The organism is Adhaeribacter aerolatus, assembly GCF_007991635.1.
Lineage (GTDB): Bacteria > Bacteroidota > Bacteroidia > Cytophagales > Hymenobacteraceae > Adhaeribacter > Adhaeribacter aerolatus.
This window is the reverse complement of sequence record NZ_BJYS01000001.1, coordinates 257,268-275,027: the sequence shown is the minus strand read 5'-3', so window position 1 is coordinate 275,027 and position 17,760 is coordinate 257,268. Positions and strand designations below refer to the sequence as shown.

Here is a 17,760-nt window from a genome sequence, read left to right as displayed (position 1 = left end):
TTACTAAGGCAATAATGATGGCCGAAGCCAATAGGTAAAGTGCCGGAATTAATCAGGGCTGTGTTGTCTTTACCTTATAATCTTGATTCTAATACGGTTATCTTAAGAAAAGTTTAGCCTTGTTAAAATAACCTTTGCCTACCAACAGCAGCAAGGTCGCTATTGATTAGGCAAAGATAATAATATTTATTTAAAAAACTGCTTTGGCAATCTGCACCACTGCATCGGATTTACTCATGGTATAAAAGTGCAGGCAGGGTACCCCAAATTGTATTAGTTCTTTCGATTGCTGAATAGTCCATTCAATGCCAATCTGCCTTACGGCTTGCGGGGTAGTGGCCGCTTCGATGGCATCGACCAAATCATCCGGAAAATCGATGTGAAATAAATTAGGTAATAATTTCAACTGGTTTTTAGTGGTGAGCGGCTTAATACCTGGAATAATGGGCACGTTAATCCCGATTTCGCGGCAGGCTTTTACAAAATCACAATATTTTTTGTTGTCGAAAAACATTTGCGTGATGATGTATTCAGCGCCCATGTCTACCTTCCTTTTTAAATATTTCAGGTCAGTAGCCAGGTTCGGAGCTTCGGCGTGTTTTTCCGGATAACCCGCCACGCCGGGGCAAAAATTCGTCGGCAGCGGATTGGCAATATCTTCGTCGAGGTATTTGCCGTGGTTCATGCTTACCACGTGCTGCAGCAAATCGCAGGCGTAGGCATGTCCATCGGGGTGCGGCCGGAAAGTCGATTCGGTTTTAATAGAATCGCCGCGCAGCACCAGCACATTATCAATGCCCAGGAAGTTTAGGTCGATAAGGGCATTTTCGGTTTCTTCTTTGGTAAAGCCACCGCAAATAATATGTGGCACGGCATCTACCTTGTACTTATTCATAATTGCCGAACAAATACCCACCGTACCCGGCCGTTTCCGGATAGATATTTTCTCCAGCAAACCGTTACCGCGCTCTTTAAACACGTATTCTTCGCGGTGATAGGTTACGTTAATAAATGGCGGCTTAAACTCCATTAAGGGGTCGATGCCATCGTAAATCGATTGGATGCTGGTGCCTTTTACCGGGGGTAATATTTCGAAAGAAAATAAAGTGCTACTCGCGTTTTTTATATGTTCGGTTACTTTCATTTAAGAAATTATGAATGCTGAATTATGAATTATGAATTCAAAAGTAGTTTTAAGTCCTTTCCAATTCATAATTCATAATTCATAATTTTTAATTCATTTAAGCATCGTACCCCAAGTTCGGCGACAGCCAGCGTTCGGCTTCTTCTACTGTAAACCCTTTGCGTTGGGCGTAGCTTTCTACCTGGTCTTTGTTTATTTTGCCTAAGCCAAAATAACGGGCTTTGGGGTGCGCAAAATAGAAACCGGATACGGCAGCTGTTGGGTACATGGCCATGCTGTCGGTTAAGGTGATACCGGTATTTTTTTCGGCGTTCAGCAACTGGAATATGGTCTTTTTCTCGGTATGTTCCGGACAGGCCGGGTAACCGGGTGCCGGACGAATGCCCTGGTATTCTTCCTTAATTAAATCATCGTTGCTGAATTGCTCTTCCGGCGCGTAACCCCAGAATTCCCGGCGTACCCGCTCGTGCAGCAATTCAGCAAATGCTTCGGCTAAACGGTCAGCTAGGGCTTTAATCATGATGCTGTGGTAATCGTCGTGGTCGGCTTCGTATTTCTTGATAATATCATCGATGCCGATACCGGCTGTTACGGCGAATGCCCCCATATAATCGCCAACGCCACTTTCTTTGGGCGCTACAAAATCTGCCAAGGCAATATTGGGTATATTCTGACCTTTCTGGCCCTGCTGTCGCAACGTCCGGAATGTAGTTAGCAATTGGCTATGTTCGCGGTCTGCGTAAACCTCAATATCGTCGTGGTTAACGGTATTGGCCGGATAAATACCAATGGCGGCGCGGGCTTTCAGCCATTTTTCCTTCACGATTTGCTTCAGCATTACCTGCGCATCCTGCAACAAGCGGGTAGCTTCGGCACCTACTACTTCGTCGGTTAATATTTTCGGATATTTTCCGTGTAGTTCCCAGGCCTGGAAGAAGGGTGTCCAGTCGATATAATTCTGAATTTCGCTCAATGGGTAATCTTCAAATACTTTGGTGCCAATAAACTTAGGCGTATAAACTTCGGCTGGCGACCAGTCGATTTTAAATTTATTCGCGCGGGCGGCTTCTAAGCTTAAATAATTACGGTCTTTTTTGCGGTTAGCGTAGCTTTCGCGCAGTTCCACGTATTCAGCTTTTATTTTCTTAGCGTATTCTTCTTTTTGTTCCGGCTGTAATAAATTACCGACAACCGGTACACTCCGCGAAGCATCCAGCACGTGCACCACCGGCCCACTGTAATTCTGGTCTATTTTAACAGCCGTGTGAGCTTTGGAAGTAGTGGCCCCGCCAATGAGTAACGGAATGGTAAATTTAAGGCGTTCCATTTCTTTGGCTACACCCACCATTTCGTCGAGCGATGGGGTAATTAAACCACTCACGCCAATTACATCGGCCCCAATTTCGATGGCGGTTTGCAATATTTTATCGGTAGGCACCATTACGCCCAAATCAACAATTTCGTAGTTATTACAGGCCAGTACCACGCCCACAATATTTTTACCAATATCGTGTACGTCGCCTTTTACCGTGGCTAATAATACCTTACCAGCGTTTTTGCTTTCATCGCCGGGTTGTTTTTCGGCTTCGATAAACGGCAATAAATAAGCCACCGCTTTTTTCATGACGCGGGCGCTTTTTACTACCTGTGGCAAAAACATTTTACCCTCACCGAACAAATCGCCTACCACGTTCATGCCGGTCATTAAAGGGCCTTCAATTACGTGCAAAGGTTTTTCGGCCTGCTGGCGGGCTTCTTCAATGTCTATTTCAATATAGTCTGTGATGCCTTTTACCAAAGAGTGGGTGAGTCGTTCCTGCACGGGTGCGTCCCGCCAGGCTTCGTCTTTTACTACTACTTTGCCTTTGTTTTTTACCTGCTCGGCAAATTCCAGTAAGCGTTCGGTGGCATCCGGACGGCGGTTTAGCAGCACGTCTTCTACGCGCTCCAACAGGTCTTTCGGTATTTCTTCGTATACCTCAATCTGGCCGGCATTTACAATACCCATATCCAGACCAGCTTTAATGGCATGGTACAGGAAAGCCGAGTGCATCGCTTCGCGCACGGTATCGTTACCCCGGAACGAGAATGAAATATTACTTACGCCGCCGCTTACTTTTACGCCCGGTAAATTTTCTTTAATCCACTGCGTTGCCCGGATAAAATCGACCGCATAATTATTATGTTCTTCAATGCCGGTGGCTACGGTTAATATATTCGGGTCGAAAATGATGTCTTCAGGCGCAAAACCAACTTCTTCAGTTAATATTTTGTAAGCGCGGGCGCATATCTCGGTGCGACGCTCGTAGTTATCGGCCTGCCCTTGCTCGTCGAATGCCATTACCACTACAGCGGCACCGTAACTGCGCACTTTGCGGGCTACTTCTTTAAATTTTTCTTCGCCTTCTTTTAAGCTGATGGAGTTTACAATACACTTGCCCTGCACACATTTTAAACCGGCTTCAATCACGCTCCATTTAGAAGAGTCAATCATGACGGGTACACGCGAAATATCGGGCTCCGAAGCAATCAGGTTCAGGAAGTGCGTCATGGCTTTCTCAGAATCGAGCATGCCTTCGTCCATGTTGATGTCGATAATCTGGGCGCCGTTTTCTACCTGCTCGCGGGCGATGGAGAGGGCCTCGTCGTAATTATCGTTCAGAATCAGCCGGGCGAATTTTTTGGAACCGGTTACGTTGGTACGTTCGCCGATATTAATAAAGGTAGAACCTTCGAAAATGGTTAAAGGCTCTAAACCGGAATATTTAGGAACAGCCGGTAATTGTGGTTTTTGCCGCGGCGAATATTCGGCGGCAATCCGGGCAATTTCTTTAATGTGCGGCGGCGTGGTACCACAACAACCACCCACAATATTTACAAAGTTGTGCTCCAGAAAGTCGCGGATGTGTGCCCCCATTTGCTCCGGACTTTCGTCGTACTCGCCAAACGCATTGGGTAAACCCGCGTTGGGGTAAGCGCTCACGTAAAACTTAGAGGCCTTAGACAAAGACTGAATATGCGGACGCAATTGTTTTGCTCCCAAAGCACAGTTCAAGCCCACACTGAGTAAAGGCAAATGCGAAATAGAATATAAAAAGGCTTCTACTGTCTGGCCCGAAAGCGTCCGACCGCTGGCATCGGTAATCGTACCCGATACCATAATGGGCAGGCGCTTGCCGGTGCGCTGCGAATATTGGTCGATGGCAAATAAAGCGGCCTTAGCGTTCAGCGTATCGAAAATGGTTTCCACTAACAACGCATCTACTCCTCCATCTACCAGACCTTCTATTTGCTCGGTATAAGCAATGACCAGATCGTCGTAGGTAATAGCCCGGTAAGCCGGGTTGTTTACGTCCGGCGACATAGAGGCGGTACGGTTGGTTGGTCCCATGGCACCGGCTACAAAGCGGGGCTTGTGGGGTTCGCGGGCGGTAAATTCATCGGCGGCCTCCCGCGCAATCCGCGCCGATTCGTAATTCAGCTCGTACGCCAGACTTTCCATGCCATAATCGGCCATACCAATAGTGGTAGCGCTAAAGGTGTTGGTCTCGGCAATATCCGCCCCGGCCGCAAAATATTGGCTGTGAATTTCTTTAATAATGTGCGGTTGCGTGAGCGACAGCAAATCGTTGTTGCCTTTCAGGTCCGATGGATAATCTTTAAAGCGCTCGCCCCGGTAGTCGGCCTCTTCCAGCTTGTACTGCTGAATCATGGTACCCATGGCGCCATCCAGCACCAAAATGCGTTTTTTAATTTCTTCTTCGATGCGCGTAATGGCGCTCTCGGTAGCAATTGTAGTCATAGTAATCGTGCGTTAAGCAAAAATTAGGGCTTTTTAGGCCAGTTTTTGCTTATCAAGATATTCGTGTGAGTTAGTCCGGATTTATGCAATCTGTTTATCTCATCTTTCCCACGGCCGTGCGCCGTTTGCGGGATGGAAGTAGCACCCTGCTTGCCAGGGTTGCTAAGACTTCAGCGGGCCATATCCCTCGGTCTTTCTTGATAAGTGGAGCAAATATAAGCACATAGGAAGTAATTAGCAAATTTATATGCTATACTTCCTATATAAGTGGGCCTTCCGAATACAAAATTTTATTATGGTACTGCAGGGTGGCAGGGTAGAAATAAAAATATTTAAAAATGAGGCGTTTAAATCAGCAACAGGGCGGTTATTTAATAGCCGGCCGACGAAATAAATGCATACAGCAGGGCCACCATCAGGCCGGCGCCAATGCCGGTACCCGCCACTACTTTTTTAATTTTTTTGTTGTGGGCTTGTTGTTTGTAGCCGCGTACGTAATGCTGGTTTTGCAGCAGCGTAATTTCCGATACCTGCTGGTAATTTATTTTTGGCGGAATGGCCCCAATGATGATTGGTCCGGGTAATCCGGCCAGCATGGTTGCCGCCGCGGTTCCCCACATGGGGCCATTGCCTTTGTAATATTTTCTGGCATCGGCCCGGCCGCGCTCATATAGTTCCCGGGAATTTTGCGTGGCTAACGTGTTCGTCTGCGGGTCGATACGGGAAATGATTTCTTTGGTGCCATTGCTGTATTTAACCATAAATACCTGCTTTTTCGGAATGGTGCGCGGCAGGCTTTGCAGCGAGTCCGGATGTTTGTACACCACGTCCTGTTGGGTTATTTCGGTTACTTTCACCAGCAATTCATCGCCCGTCAGGGTTAATATTAAGTCCTGCGCCTGCAGGGTGAACTGTATAGCTGAGAAAAGGAATAAGAGCAGTAGGTGTTTTTTCATGGAGATAACTCATTAAATATTTTTAACCAATTTTGGGCTTGTGTTTCGGGTTGTAAAATGAATAATTTTATGCGGCAAAGTTAAGGAGAAAGGCCAGGCTTTGGGTAATGAATATTTCGGAAATCAGACTTTAGTTTTATTTATTAAATCAGGTAATATTTTGTAAATCAAAATATTATATATTGGTTTTGTATACTTTGTAAAATAGTGGTGACTGTCCTTAGTTAGCCCGGGAGGCGGTTCAATTTAAAATATTTATGGATGATCTGAAAATTACCATTGATACCTTGTCGGCGGAGGATAAAAAAGAATTTAACTATTTTATTCAGCGGCAGAAATCCAAACGGAACCGGAAAGATTACGAACTATTTCAGTTGCTGCAAGGGAAAAAACAGTACAAGCCCCAGGAAATTATAAACCGGCTGTACCCCGATGAACCCAACGCTGTGGCGTATTACGCCTTGCGCAAGCGCCTGATGGAGCACCTCACCGATTTTATCGTGCTGAAGCGCATGGAAGAAGATCCGACGGCGGTATCTTCTATTATGGGAACCTTGGCGGTAGCTAAATATTTGTTTGATGTGCGGGTAGACCGTTTGGCCTGGAACATGCTGCGCAAAGCTGAAAAATTGGCCTCGGTCAATGAGCAATTTGATTTGCTGAACACTATTTACAACGTGCAGATTGAAAAAGCCGACTCCGAATTTGCCGACGACCTGGACGAAATAATCCGGAAACGCAACGAAAACAAAATCTTAGCTGACGAAGACGAACGGGCCAATATTGCCAACAGCATTATAATTAAGCGCCTGCAAGCGGCCCGCCAACAAGGTCGCGATTTAGAGATAGATGCAACTATTCAATCAGTTTTAGAATCTTATGGCTTAACCGAAGCCGTGAGCCAGCGACCGGCATTGTTCTATAAATTAATGTCGATTACCCGCAGTTCGGTGCTGGCCCGGAAAGACTTTTATTCATTTGAACCTTATATTATTAGCCAGTACGAGCAAGTTAGGGCTACCCACGGTTTTTCGCCGGCCCACCAGCATTACAAGATTAGTTTGCTGTACATGATTGCTCACGTACTATATCGCAACCGCAAGTTTGCCCAGTCTAATTATTATTTAGCCGAATTATACCAGACCCTAACTGGCGAAGGAAAAAGTTTGTACGCGGCGTTTTATGCCAAATACGTTTTCCTCAAAACTGCCAACGATGCTTTTTTAAGCAATTTATCCGAATCGCTGGCCCTGATGGAAGATTTGCTGCATCGTAAAAGCCACTTATTAAGCCAGCGCGATATCTTAACGGCTAGTCTGGGCCTGGGCTTCTTGTATTTTGCCCAAGGGGCTTACCAGAAAGCCAACCGGGTACTATTGGGCATCAGCCATTCGGATAAATGGTGCGAAAAAATAATGGGCAAGGAATGGCTCTTAAAAAAATGCCTCGGCGAGTTGATATTGCAGTACGAATTTGGCAACCCGGATTTGGCGCTGGATAAATTAAAGAGCCTGATGAAGAATTTTGGGGAATTATTAGCGCAACCGGTTTATAGCAATGTGCATGCTTTTTTGCAGTTGCTGGAACAATTATTTCTGCAGCCCGATGCGGCCACGCGCCGCGCTTTTTTACAATACGTAGAAACAGCGCTTAATTTTGTACCCGCCGAACGCGAAGATTTGCAGGCTATGAGCTACTACGCCTGGCTAAAATCTAAAATGGTAAGCCGGCCTTATTACGAAGTACTGCTGGAATTGGCCCGTTAAACTTGGAATTAGAAGTGATGGACTATTAAAAAGTCTTTTTAGCTTTCTGTTGAAGAATATTTATTCAGGAGGAATATTTCATTTTCTCAAACTAAACCGCTTCTTAAATAAGAATACATAAGAACTAATCCGGTTTAATCTGATTAACAGTCTTTGTCACGACCTTGAACGGATATTGATTAAATGCCTGGTTATAATTATCCGGCAAAATGGATTATTATTAATTTAAGGTATAGTTTATAACTTTTCTTCTACCCATAAAAAACCGGCTGCCAGTAAGAACAAACAGAAAAACCAAACCGGTAAAATGGGCACTTCCTGCCTCCTTATTTTTACTGCCGACAAAGGGGCTGCGTGTTTTTGCGCATACTCCTGGTTTAGCTGGATTAGCTTGTTTTGTCGTACCGTTTGCCAAACCGAATCTGGGTAAATGTAAAAATAAGACGGTGGGCCATTTAACTTATTTACCTGATGCCAGCCTGATTCAAGCGGCCAGAACTGGCCGGTAAACCGATGGGGCAATACCTGATCTTGGAGCAACGGCAACTCAAAAGGATTGGTGCCGACCCTTTTGACTTCCGCCTCTGGCAGGGCCGCCCCAGTAGAAAAGGTATAATCTGAAAGCTGTAAAGAAACGGGCTGATGAACTACGGCGGATAAGGGATGGAGCAGGTGCCAGCTAAAGTCCTGAATTTCCGGTTTAATTAACTGGCCCAGCAAATGAGACCAGAAAGCGGAATACTGGGTGGTGTTGCCAGCCAATTGCCAGCTGAATGTTTGCGGAATTAACGTTATACCAACTTTTCCCCAATTATAGGGCTGACTGGCAGCCAAAGTGCTTTTATTTGTCCAAACCAGTTTTTGCTGATTGGCTTGCACTGAGATGGCAAAAGGTAAAGCCGTGGCCGGATAAGTCTTTGATTGATTTTGCCAGCTTACTTGTACTGGGTTTCCGGACGGATTTGATTGGCTGATAAATTTGAAATCTTTAAATAATGCAGGAGTGGCTTTAAGGGGTAAACTTTCGGGTATGAGCAGCAAACCCAAACCATTTTGTACGGCTAAGAACAAAGCATTTCTTTCGGCAGAGTCTAAACTTTGCAACATATCCGGGTCGGTAATAACCAAATCGAAGCTGCGTAAAAGGTTAGGCGTAAGCCGTTCTAAAGGCTTTTTAGGCAGGTTCAGGTATTCGGTTTGATAGATAGCTTTACTGATGGAAATACGCCAAGCTACACCATGCTGCTGACCGGCGAGAAAATTTTTAAGAAATTTAAACTCGAAATTGGGAGAGGAGGACAGCAATAAGACATGGTATAATTTCCGGGGTTCTACCTGCACCGGGACCAGACCAGCTAGTTGTTTGCCGGCAGCATCTTTACGCAGCAAAGAAAATACAGAACGCCCAACCTGTTTGGGTTGGTAGCGCAACGTGAACCGGTTAGTTCCAGCAGCAGATAAGACCAGAGAATCGAGTACGGAAGATCCAGACTGGAGATATATTTTTGTTCCTTGCTTTTTTTTCTGGTAGAACTGCCCGCTAATATTTAATGGTTCGCCTAGCTGGAGTTTATTTGGCCAATGCACTATGGTAAAACCCTCTGGCGGAGCGCTTAAATGCGGAATAAGCTGCACCGAATCGAGCCCTGCTAATTCGGCTTTATCTAAGCCAAATCCTAACAAGTGAATTCTTTGCGCACTTGGGTATAAATAAGGTAAAGCTGCTACCGTGGCCAGGGCAGGATAGCGGCTGGCAGCATCCTTATAACTCAGTATAATTGGGCGAGGCGGTAATAATTTCTTTAAAGAATTTAGCGAATCTGCGGAAAAGCCCGGCGTAAGCAAGATTATATCCGAAGCATTAAGGCTGATTTTCCGCTGGGGCGGTAATACCATAAGTACCAGGCTGGCCACGGCTATTACGGTTGCCATACACCGGGCAAGAAGCAAACGGCGGTTCGGGCGATGCCAGGCAAGCCAAAGTAAAATTAAAGTCAGAACGAACGCACCTACTAGTATTATAATGGTTTGCAAACCTAATTATTTTAATCTTTTGAAATATTGTTCGGCTAAAGCATGCTGGTACCTGGTTGGTGCCGCCGGTGCCGGTAATGGTGCTGGCAGCACCCGCTCCATTACGCCGGTAACCGAATTTAGGCAAGAGGCGCACAGGCTTTTTCCCGCCTGGGTTTCCCGGATGAGTTGTCGCAAATCTTGCAAGGCTTTTAAATATTGGCCGGGCTTATTGACAGCCACCCGCGCTAATTCCTGACCTCCCCGTTGGAGTACTAATGCATCTGGGGTGGTAGCCGGTCGGCCGGGCGTTTGCTGCCCCAACCAAAGCAAGGCCTGCCGGATATCAGAATAGTTTTGTTTTTCTTTCAGTTCGGCCTGGTTTGTAGGTGCCGCAATTTTATCTAACTCACCGCTTAAGCGTTTTTCTTTTTCTATAATAAGAGGAGGATCAAAGCCCATTTTGCGCACGTACACCCTCGATTTCTGCTGTACTTCTTTCAGCAGGCGTAAGGCTTTGTATTCAAAAGGCAATGCCTTAGCCGGCAGACTTAAGCGTAGTTGCAGTTCGGCTTCCCACATCTGCGACAAAGCGGCTTTTAACTGGGCTTTTTCCTGGGGCTCAAAAAAAGTAGCATCTTCTTCCGTGTCGTGTTTGTGTAAGTAGGGGTCCAATAATTCCGCCGCACTGTTTTGCGTTTCCGGGGTGCTGGCGTGGTCGTGGCCATCGTCCGCGCTATGCTCTTCCTGTTCTTCCCCGTTGGGTCCAATGGTAGTAGACGCTTCTTCGCCCAAAAACTTGCCGTACCGCAAACGCAATATTTTCTGTTCCCCGGCAAGGTCGTTCGATCTTTCCCGAAAAGCTTCCGGACTTAATTTGTTTTTCTCCTGCAATAATTTCTCGGTATCTATAATAAGCTGGCGCTGACTCCGGAAGTAAGCTGGTACCACCGACAAAGGCAGCGAAACATCGGCACCAGCGGTAATTACCGTCGTATCTTCTAACTGCACCAGATAAGTTTCGGATCGGGCACTGTTACGGTGGTTGTCCTGGGCTTGCAGGAAGAAATACAACTCATCGGCATAGGTCATGCCCATTGCTTTTAGGTCCAGTTTTTGCCGGACGTTCCACTTACCGGTTGTACCGGCCGGCTGCAGGATTAACGAAAAGGTTTTTTCGGCAAACTTTACGCTTTCCCCGGAACCCTTGGCAACAATGGCCGTGAGGGTAGCTTTATGTAAACCGTAATCATCACTTAGTGTGGCCAGCACCGTTACTTGTTGCGGCTGGCCAAAGGTTATCTGGGTGTATTGTTTTGGTTGGGTAATTGTAATGGAAGGAGCCTGGTCGGGGATTATTTCCACGGCGTAGAAGTTGGACTTTTTCCCGTTAAGATCCAAGGTATAAATAAAGGAGGCTGCAGGGGTAAAAGCGGCTTCGTACGTATGGGGCGCATTAGCTACTTTTCGAAAGTTCAGGCTTTTTTTCTCCTGAACGGAAAGACGAATATCTTTAATTTCTCCCGCTGTTTGAATGCGCCAAGTTAGGCGAGCCCCGCCCTCTGCTTTAAAGCTGGGATTTTGTACCGAATAAGGTGCCCGGCGGGTGTAAGCTGGGGGCGTTACCTGAATGGTGATTTCTTTTATTTCCGGTACAACCTGTTGCATGGCTTGCAGTTGTTTTTGGGCAAAAGGCGCCTTGGTTGATACTTCCGGTTGTGCGACTTTTGGGTCCGGTAAAAATAGCACCAAGACCGATAACAGCACACTGAAACCAAATATTATTAAAGCAGGCCGATACGAAACCGGTATGGCTTTTCGGGCATTTAAGGTGGATAAAGTTGGTGTGATTCGGCTTACCTGAAGCTTTTCCAGCGGGTTTAGTTTGTCGGTTGGCTGTAATACCAGGTGCGAGCTTTCTTCCAGTTTGGTTTCCGTCCGGTTTAAATAACGGCTAATGCTGTGCAGCGAAGTATCTTTAACTTTCTGGAATTCCCGGTAAAGAAGCATGCAACCAATGAGCCAGAAGCCCGAAATAATCCAGGTAACCGCTGTACCTACTGTCCAGCGCAGATAAACAGACCCGAACAGCAGCGAAAAAGAAAACAGCAGCAAGAGGTAAAACAGGCCTTTGCGGTGCACATAATCTTTCTTCAGGTTTAAAATTATTTCCTGACCGCTCATATTAATCGCTTTCCTTTCTTATAGGCCCACCATCTTTCTGTTAAAAACAATAGTGCACCAAGCGCTAACAATAAATATTTTAGATCCTGCTGCACCCGGCTGTAAAGCATTGGCTGCTGCGTTGTTTTGGTTAAGCTAGGTTGCACCTGTATATTTTCCAGTTCGCGCCAGTCGTGGCGGATTTGCGCTTCCGGAAAAATAAGATAACTAAGCAGCTCCGGGAAAAAGCTGCTTTGGGGCAGATTATTCCACTGGCTATTAAACCGGCTGCCAAAATGGTAGAGGCCACCTTGGCCCTCAGATTTATACTGCAGCACCGGCTCACCAAAATTATTTTTCCAAACGCTGCTGCCTCCCTGCTGAACTAAACGGACCTGTTGTGCCAAAGAAATAGGTGCCGGCAACTGTTCGGTAGTTATGAAATTAGTTAGCATTAATTTGGAAGTAGTGGCAGCATCTTTAAATACAAAGAGGCCTTTTTTTATTTCTTCCTGAATGTAAGCCGGCAGCGGTTGGTCGGAAAGCCAGAAAAGCCAATCAGAATTATTAATATTAATCTGGTGAGCAGCAGTAATTTGGGTTAGTTGTAACCTTCGGCCGGTATAACCGCTCAACGCGGCCAGGGCGGCTCTCACATATTTGCTATCCTGTTCCCGGCTTTTATCATAGTACAAAGCTATATTTTTGCCAGCTTTTATTACTGGTACCTGGTCGGGACTGTTTTGAAAAGAAATAAAATCCTGATTTATGCTTTTTGTATAAATTAAAGGTGGCAGACCAGGCAGGTTTAAGGCTTGGTTTGGGGTGGGGGTAGTAAAAGAAATATTGGAGAAACGAATACCCCCTTTTCCCTTCTGCCCGACAACTACTGTTAACGAATCCGGGCGGTTCTGGAAAGCTTCCTGCACAAACAGACTATCGTATTGATTTACCGGAATGGTTAGCCAGCGACTAGAAGCGGGGACAATGGGACGGGCGCCGGCAAAGTGTACAAACTGGTTATCGGTTAAGAAGAGGTGTTCCTGCGCCCGGGAGAATTGCTGGTGAACGGCTTTGGTCAGTGCCCAATAATTTAAATTGCCTGAAAGCTTATTCTTTTCTTCCTTACCGGCTTTTAGGTTTTCCCAGGATTCAGTTGAAACAGGAAGAAAACCTAAATTAAATTCCCGAAGTTGGTAATTATTTTTTAACAGGGAATCGATGGTGGTTTGTACCAACGGTAAATTCCGGGGTTGGAGCAGCGAAGGCGATACCCACAAATACCTGTGGCCTGGTTGGCGCCTGATTTGTTCCCAAATCGGCTGGCACATAAATAAAACCAAGGTTAGTAAAAGAAAACAGCGCAGCAACAGTAAAGGCCAGTCGTGTAGTTGCAACTGGCGGGCTTGTTGGCTAGCGGCAGCCTGCAACCAGCGGACACTGCCTACTTTAATCACCTTTGGCTGCTTTTTATTCCATAAATGAATGAGCACCGGAACCAGTAAGCCGGCGAGCGCCCAAAGCCAATAAGCGGAAAGCAGTTGCAGCATTAAAAGTTATAGCGTTAAGAGATTAAAGTTAAGCGTTAATTGCTGGTAAAATATTGATGATATTTTAAGGTGAATATTTTTAGCAATAGTATTTGCCTGAAATTTTGTTTTTGAGTTACTGATTTACCTTCTCCGGACTTTCAGGAAGATCCGTAAAGCCTTGTCAAGGGGCTCCTGGATAAAAAACCGGTCATAAGTAATTTGTTTCTTGCGCATTAGGGTGGCAATTTCTTGGAGCCAGTTCTGGTACTGTTTTTCGTATTGTTCCCGGTAATTAGTGGCATTTACCTGTATGGTTTGGCCGGTTTCCAGATCTTCAAATAAAACTGTGCCTTTATAATTTAAGGCTACTTCTCGTTGGCCCACCAGGTGCAGCAGCAATACTTCCTGGCCGCGGCTACGCAAATTCCCCAAGAGGCTGGTTATTTCATTTTCCTGCTCGTACAAATCACTTAAAAAAATGGTAATTGTTTTTTTTCGGGTGTTTTGCAGGAGACTTTTAACCACTTGTTTCGAGGCAAACTTTCCGGTTGCCGTCATTTGCTCCAGGGCTAGCCAGAGCCGCTGCAAACGGTTACCACCTTCCGGCAAAATATTCGCTAATTTATTTTCCTGGAGCATATACAACATTACCTCATCGCTTTGCTGTGTAGCCAGGTACGCCAGGCAGGCTACGGCTAATTTGGCGTAAGTTAGTTTGCTCAAGCCATCTTCTTCGTGGTTCATAGAATTGCTGGCATCTACCACAAACTGAATGCGCAGGTTCGTATCTGTTTCGGATTCGCGTATGTAGTAGCGATCGGAGCGGGCAAACATTTTCCAGTCGAGTTGCCGCAAATCGTCACCGGCCTGGTAACTGCGATACTGGCTGAACTCCATCCCGGTTCCCCGTTTCATGCTTTGGTGCTGGCCGGCCATAAAACCTTCCACCACCATTCGCGCTACCAACGACAAATCTTTAATAGCGGCTAAGGTTTGCGGAGAAAGGAGTGTGGTACCCATGTTACCTCAAGATAGGGGATGGCAGTTTAATAGCAGCCAATAATTCTGTTACTACCCAATCAGTGTCTACTCCGTCGGCTTCGGCGTTGAAGCCAGTAACTATGCGGTGGCGCAGCACTGGATAAGCCAGCGTTTGCACGTCCTGAGCCGTAACGGCAAAGCGCCCGCGCAGCAAAGCCCGGGCTTTGGCCGTTAATATTAAGGCTTGGCCGGCGCGGGGACCAGCGCCCCAACGTACGTATTCTTTAACAAAAGCCACCGGAGAGGTAATTGGCCGGGTGGCGCGTACCAGCAGGTTTACGTATTCCACTAAATCCGGGCTGATACTTACATCCCGTACCAGTTGTTGCAGTTGCACCAGGTCAGCAGCAGTTAAGGCGGGGTTTACCTGGTGTTGGTGGTTACCAGTGGTGCCGGTTAAAATTGCTAATTCTTCCTGCTCGGTCGGATACTGGATCCGGATGTACAATAAAAATCGGTCGAGTTGGGCTTCGGGCAACGGATAGGTGCCGGCCTGTTCAATGGGATTTTGGGTTGCCAGAATAAAGAATGGCTGAGGCAGCGGATAGGTTTTACCGGCATACGTTACTTCAAATTCCTGCATGGCTTCGAGCAAGGCAGCCTGGGTTTTGGGTGGTGTCCGGTTTATCTCGTCGGCCAATACAATGTTGGCAAATACGGGTCCTTCGTTAAACTTGAAAAAGCGTTTGCCGGTGGCATGGTCTTCTTCTAATATTTCGGTTCCTAAAATATCGGTGGGCATTAAATCCGGGGTAAACTGAATCCGGCGAAAAGCGCAATCAGTGGCGCTAGCCAGCGTTCGAACCAGTAAGGTCTTGGCTAAGCCGGGCACTCCTTCCAGCAATCCGTGGCCTCCGGCCAGCAAAGTAATGAGTACTTCGTCTAGTACTTTTTCCTGCCCCACAATTATCTTCCCGATTTCAGTGCGCAAAGCGGGAAGTTTAGCCAAAAGATTATTTATTCCTTCTTCAGTGTTCATTTAAAAATTATCTGTGAACTAAAAGCAGCTATGGTAAGCAGAAATTTTGTGTTTTAAAGTCTAAAATATTGTTTTAAAAAAAAAGCATCTCAGGAAGTTAAGGCATACATAATAATATTTATTCCAAATTTGGTGTTGTCTTCGGCGAGCCAGCGTTTGTTCCGGAAGTCGTAATCCCATTCGCAACCGTAATCTTTATTGCTGTATAAAACACCAATCCGGCCATTAATCTGGATGGCTTTCAGATATTCGTGCACCAGGTCATCGCCCCAGCCATTCAGTTCAAAACCAGTGGCCGGCGGGCCATCCGGGAATTTGAAAAATGATTTATACAGGACGTGGTTATTGGGAATTTTTTTCAGGCTGCCAGAGCCAAAGCAGGCTTCCATCTGGCGCTCAAACGAACGGGCAAATAAGCCATCGATGTCGTGGTTGCAATCATCTACAAACACAAAGCCCCCATTGCGGACATATTGCTCAAAATTTTTCTTTTCTTTAGCGTTAAACTGCACCAATTTATGCCCACTGAGGTAGCAGAAAGGATAGGAGAATAATTCCTGACTTTCGAGTAAAATTACTTTTTCCTGCAGGTTAACTTTTAAGGTAGTGTATTCGATTAAAGAATTCAGAATATTGGATGGCATCCGGATGTCGGTGTCCCAATCGCCGGAACGGTATTGCAAGCGAACAAACGTAAAAGTGGAAGAAAAAGGCATGTATGCAATTTCAAACAGGGCAACCGGCTTATAATTCCGTTGCCATCTTAATCTTTGGTTACCGAAAATAGCTAATAATTCAGAATATTCCCATTTGGTTTACTTGTTGAGAAATTAAAACCAGGAACCTTCTGTCTGATTAAACAAATGCTTCAACAAAAAGCCATCCTGGCCAATTAAAGCGAGAATGGCTTTCTGTAAAAGGGCTATAAATTAAACAGCGTCGGATAAACTGGTAAAGGTAAAATCACGAATTTTCATGGGTGGTACTAGGTTGCCGCCTACCCGTACCGGTTTGCCCAGCGCCTCCAGGTTGTTCAGCATAATAATGGGGCTCTCGTTGAAGCGGAAATTTTTTACCGGATGTTTGATTTTGCCGTTTTCAATGTAAAAAGTACCATCGCGGGTAAGACCGGTATAGAGCAGCGTTTGCGGATCTACGGGGCGGATGTACCACAGGCGCGTTACCAATATACCCCGGTCCGTTGATTTAATCATGTCGTCTACGCTTTGGGTACCGCCCAGCATAATAAAACCACCCGGAGTAGGAATAGATTGAATATTTTGCTTTTGCGCCCAATAACGGGTAGTAAAAAGGTTTTTAACTACTCCTTTCTCAATCCAGGTTATTTTTTCACGCGGGCGTCCATCCTCGTCCCAGGTAAGCGAAGGTATTTCGGCGTTGTTTGGGTCTGAATAAACGGTTATCCGTTCGTCAAACAATTTCTCACCTAATTTATTCCCTCCACCTTTTTTAGACAGAAAGCTTCGGCCTTCATCAGCCGGCCTGGCCGAAAGGCTGTTGAACAAAGCCCCAAGCAAACTGGCATCGGTGTTGGCTACCAGGGCGGCAGGTTCCATAATAACGGTGTATTTGCCGGGTTCAATGGCTTTGGCCTGGGCCGAGCCTAAGGCCTTGGCAATGGCCACTTGCGATGGTTCGGCCGTTTCAAATTTTGAAGCATCACTAAAATCGCGGGTGGCATATCCAGAACCCGTGCCGTCGGCGGTGCGCACCGTTACCGAAAAAGTCAGGCCCGAGTTCTGTCCGTAATTAAACAAGCCTTTGTTGTTCATGGTAGCACTAAAACCGCTCGAGTCTTCCAGAAAGCCGGCTGCTGTTAACCCTTTGGCGTTAGCCAGTTCAATGCTTTTCCCGGCTACTTCGGCCCGGAATTCAGGTTTAATATTGGCCGTAGTAGCAAAATGTGCGTTTGCTGGTAAATAAGTCTGCGGGCCTAGAAATGGAATATATTCAGGGTTTTCCGGGGCAAGACGGGCAATTTCTTCGGCCCGCTGCACTACTTTTTTTAGCGATTCTTCGTCGAATACGTTTACAGTAGCTACTCCGGCGCGTTTGCCAAAGCGCGATTCCACAGATAAGGAGGTATCTTCATTCATACCACTCGTAGAAACACTGTTACGGGCATACCTAATATTACCGCCAACCGATCCGCTCAGGCTTGCTTCACATTCATCGGATTTGGAGTAGCTCAGTACTTTTTTTAAGATGGCCTGGGCTTCATCTTTCGTTAATATTGCCATGTTATTTCTCGATAGTCGGGGCGCTACCGTCCACCAACATTCTTAATCTTTTTATGCTTTAATTAATCCGGCCTAAACCGGTATTTTATTATTTGGCCAATAT

Annotated in this window: 11 protein-coding genes and 1 riboswitch; of the genes, 1 reads left to right on the top strand and 10 read right to left on the bottom strand. The window is 46.0% G+C overall.

Annotation, left to right across the window (positions count from 1 at the left end):
- Window positions 1-190 precede the first annotated feature (190 nt).
- The 3 genes from metF to AAE02nite_RS01165 all read right to left on the bottom strand — a co-directional run bounded on the left by metF (window position 191) and on the right by AAE02nite_RS01165 (window position 5,902).
- Entirely contained in the window at window positions 191-1,144 is a 954-nt protein-coding gene (gene metF / locus AAE02nite_RS01175; protein WP_146894601.1) for a methylenetetrahydrofolate reductase [NAD(P)H], read from the bottom strand.
- 97 nt (window positions 1,145-1,241) lie between these two features.
- On the bottom strand, window positions 1,242-4,946 hold the full coding sequence (gene metH, locus AAE02nite_RS01170; protein ID WP_146894600.1) for a methionine synthase: 3,705 nt from the start codon (window positions 4,944-4,946) through the stop codon (window positions 1,242-1,244).
- 96 nt (window positions 4,947-5,042) lie between these two features.
- A riboswitch (SAM riboswitch) is annotated at window positions 5,043-5,153 on the bottom strand.
- Window positions 5,154-5,317: 164 nt separating this feature from the next.
- Entirely contained in the window at window positions 5,318-5,902 is a 585-nt protein-coding gene (locus AAE02nite_RS01165) for a hypothetical protein (RefSeq protein ID WP_146894599.1), read from the bottom strand.
- Between the two features lie 257 nt (window positions 5,903-6,159).
- On the opposite strand from AAE02nite_RS01165, the gene AAE02nite_RS01160 reads away from it, so the two are divergent.
- Window positions 6,160-7,668, top strand: coding sequence for a hypothetical protein (locus tag AAE02nite_RS01160; RefSeq protein WP_146894598.1), 1,509 nt, complete (start codon window positions 6,160-6,162; stop codon window positions 7,666-7,668).
- Window positions 7,669-7,905: 237 nt separating this feature from the next.
- Here the strand turns inward: AAE02nite_RS01160 and AAE02nite_RS01155 are convergent, their stop codons facing one another.
- From AAE02nite_RS01155 to AAE02nite_RS01125, 7 genes are all read right to left on the bottom strand, one after another.
- The gene (locus tag AAE02nite_RS01155; protein WP_146894597.1) at window positions 7,906-9,600 is read right to left on the bottom strand and encodes a hypothetical protein; all 1,695 of its coding nucleotides are present in this window, start codon (window positions 9,598-9,600) and stop codon (window positions 7,906-7,908) included.
- A gap of 108 nt (window positions 9,601-9,708) precedes the next feature.
- Entirely contained in the window at window positions 9,709-11,865 is a 2,157-nt protein-coding gene (locus tag AAE02nite_RS01150; RefSeq protein WP_146894596.1) for a DUF4175 family protein, read from the bottom strand.
- Complete coding sequence (locus AAE02nite_RS01145) at window positions 11,862-13,394, bottom strand: BatA domain-containing protein (protein ID WP_146894595.1); 1,533 nt, start codon at window positions 13,392-13,394, stop codon at window positions 11,862-11,864. The genes AAE02nite_RS01150 and AAE02nite_RS01145 overlap by 4 nt, the downstream gene beginning before the upstream one ends.
- A gap of 123 nt (window positions 13,395-13,517) precedes the next feature.
- Entirely contained in the window at window positions 13,518-14,396 is an 879-nt protein-coding gene (locus AAE02nite_RS01140; protein WP_146894594.1) for a DUF58 domain-containing protein, read from the bottom strand.
- 1 nt (window position 14,397) lies between these two features.
- Window positions 14,398-15,396, bottom strand: a complete 999-nt coding sequence (locus tag AAE02nite_RS01135) for an AAA family ATPase (RefSeq protein ID WP_146894593.1) — start codon at window positions 15,394-15,396, stop codon at window positions 14,398-14,400.
- Window positions 15,397-15,485: 89 nt separating this feature from the next.
- A complete protein-coding gene (locus AAE02nite_RS01130; RefSeq protein ID WP_146894592.1) occupies window positions 15,486-16,112 on the bottom strand; it encodes a DUF4159 domain-containing protein in 627 nt (208 codons plus the stop codon).
- A gap of 213 nt (window positions 16,113-16,325) precedes the next feature.
- Window positions 16,326-17,657, bottom strand: a complete 1,332-nt coding sequence (locus AAE02nite_RS01125) for a TldD/PmbA family protein (protein ID WP_146894591.1) — start codon at window positions 17,655-17,657, stop codon at window positions 16,326-16,328.
- Between the last annotated feature and the right edge of the window lie 103 nt (window positions 17,658-17,760).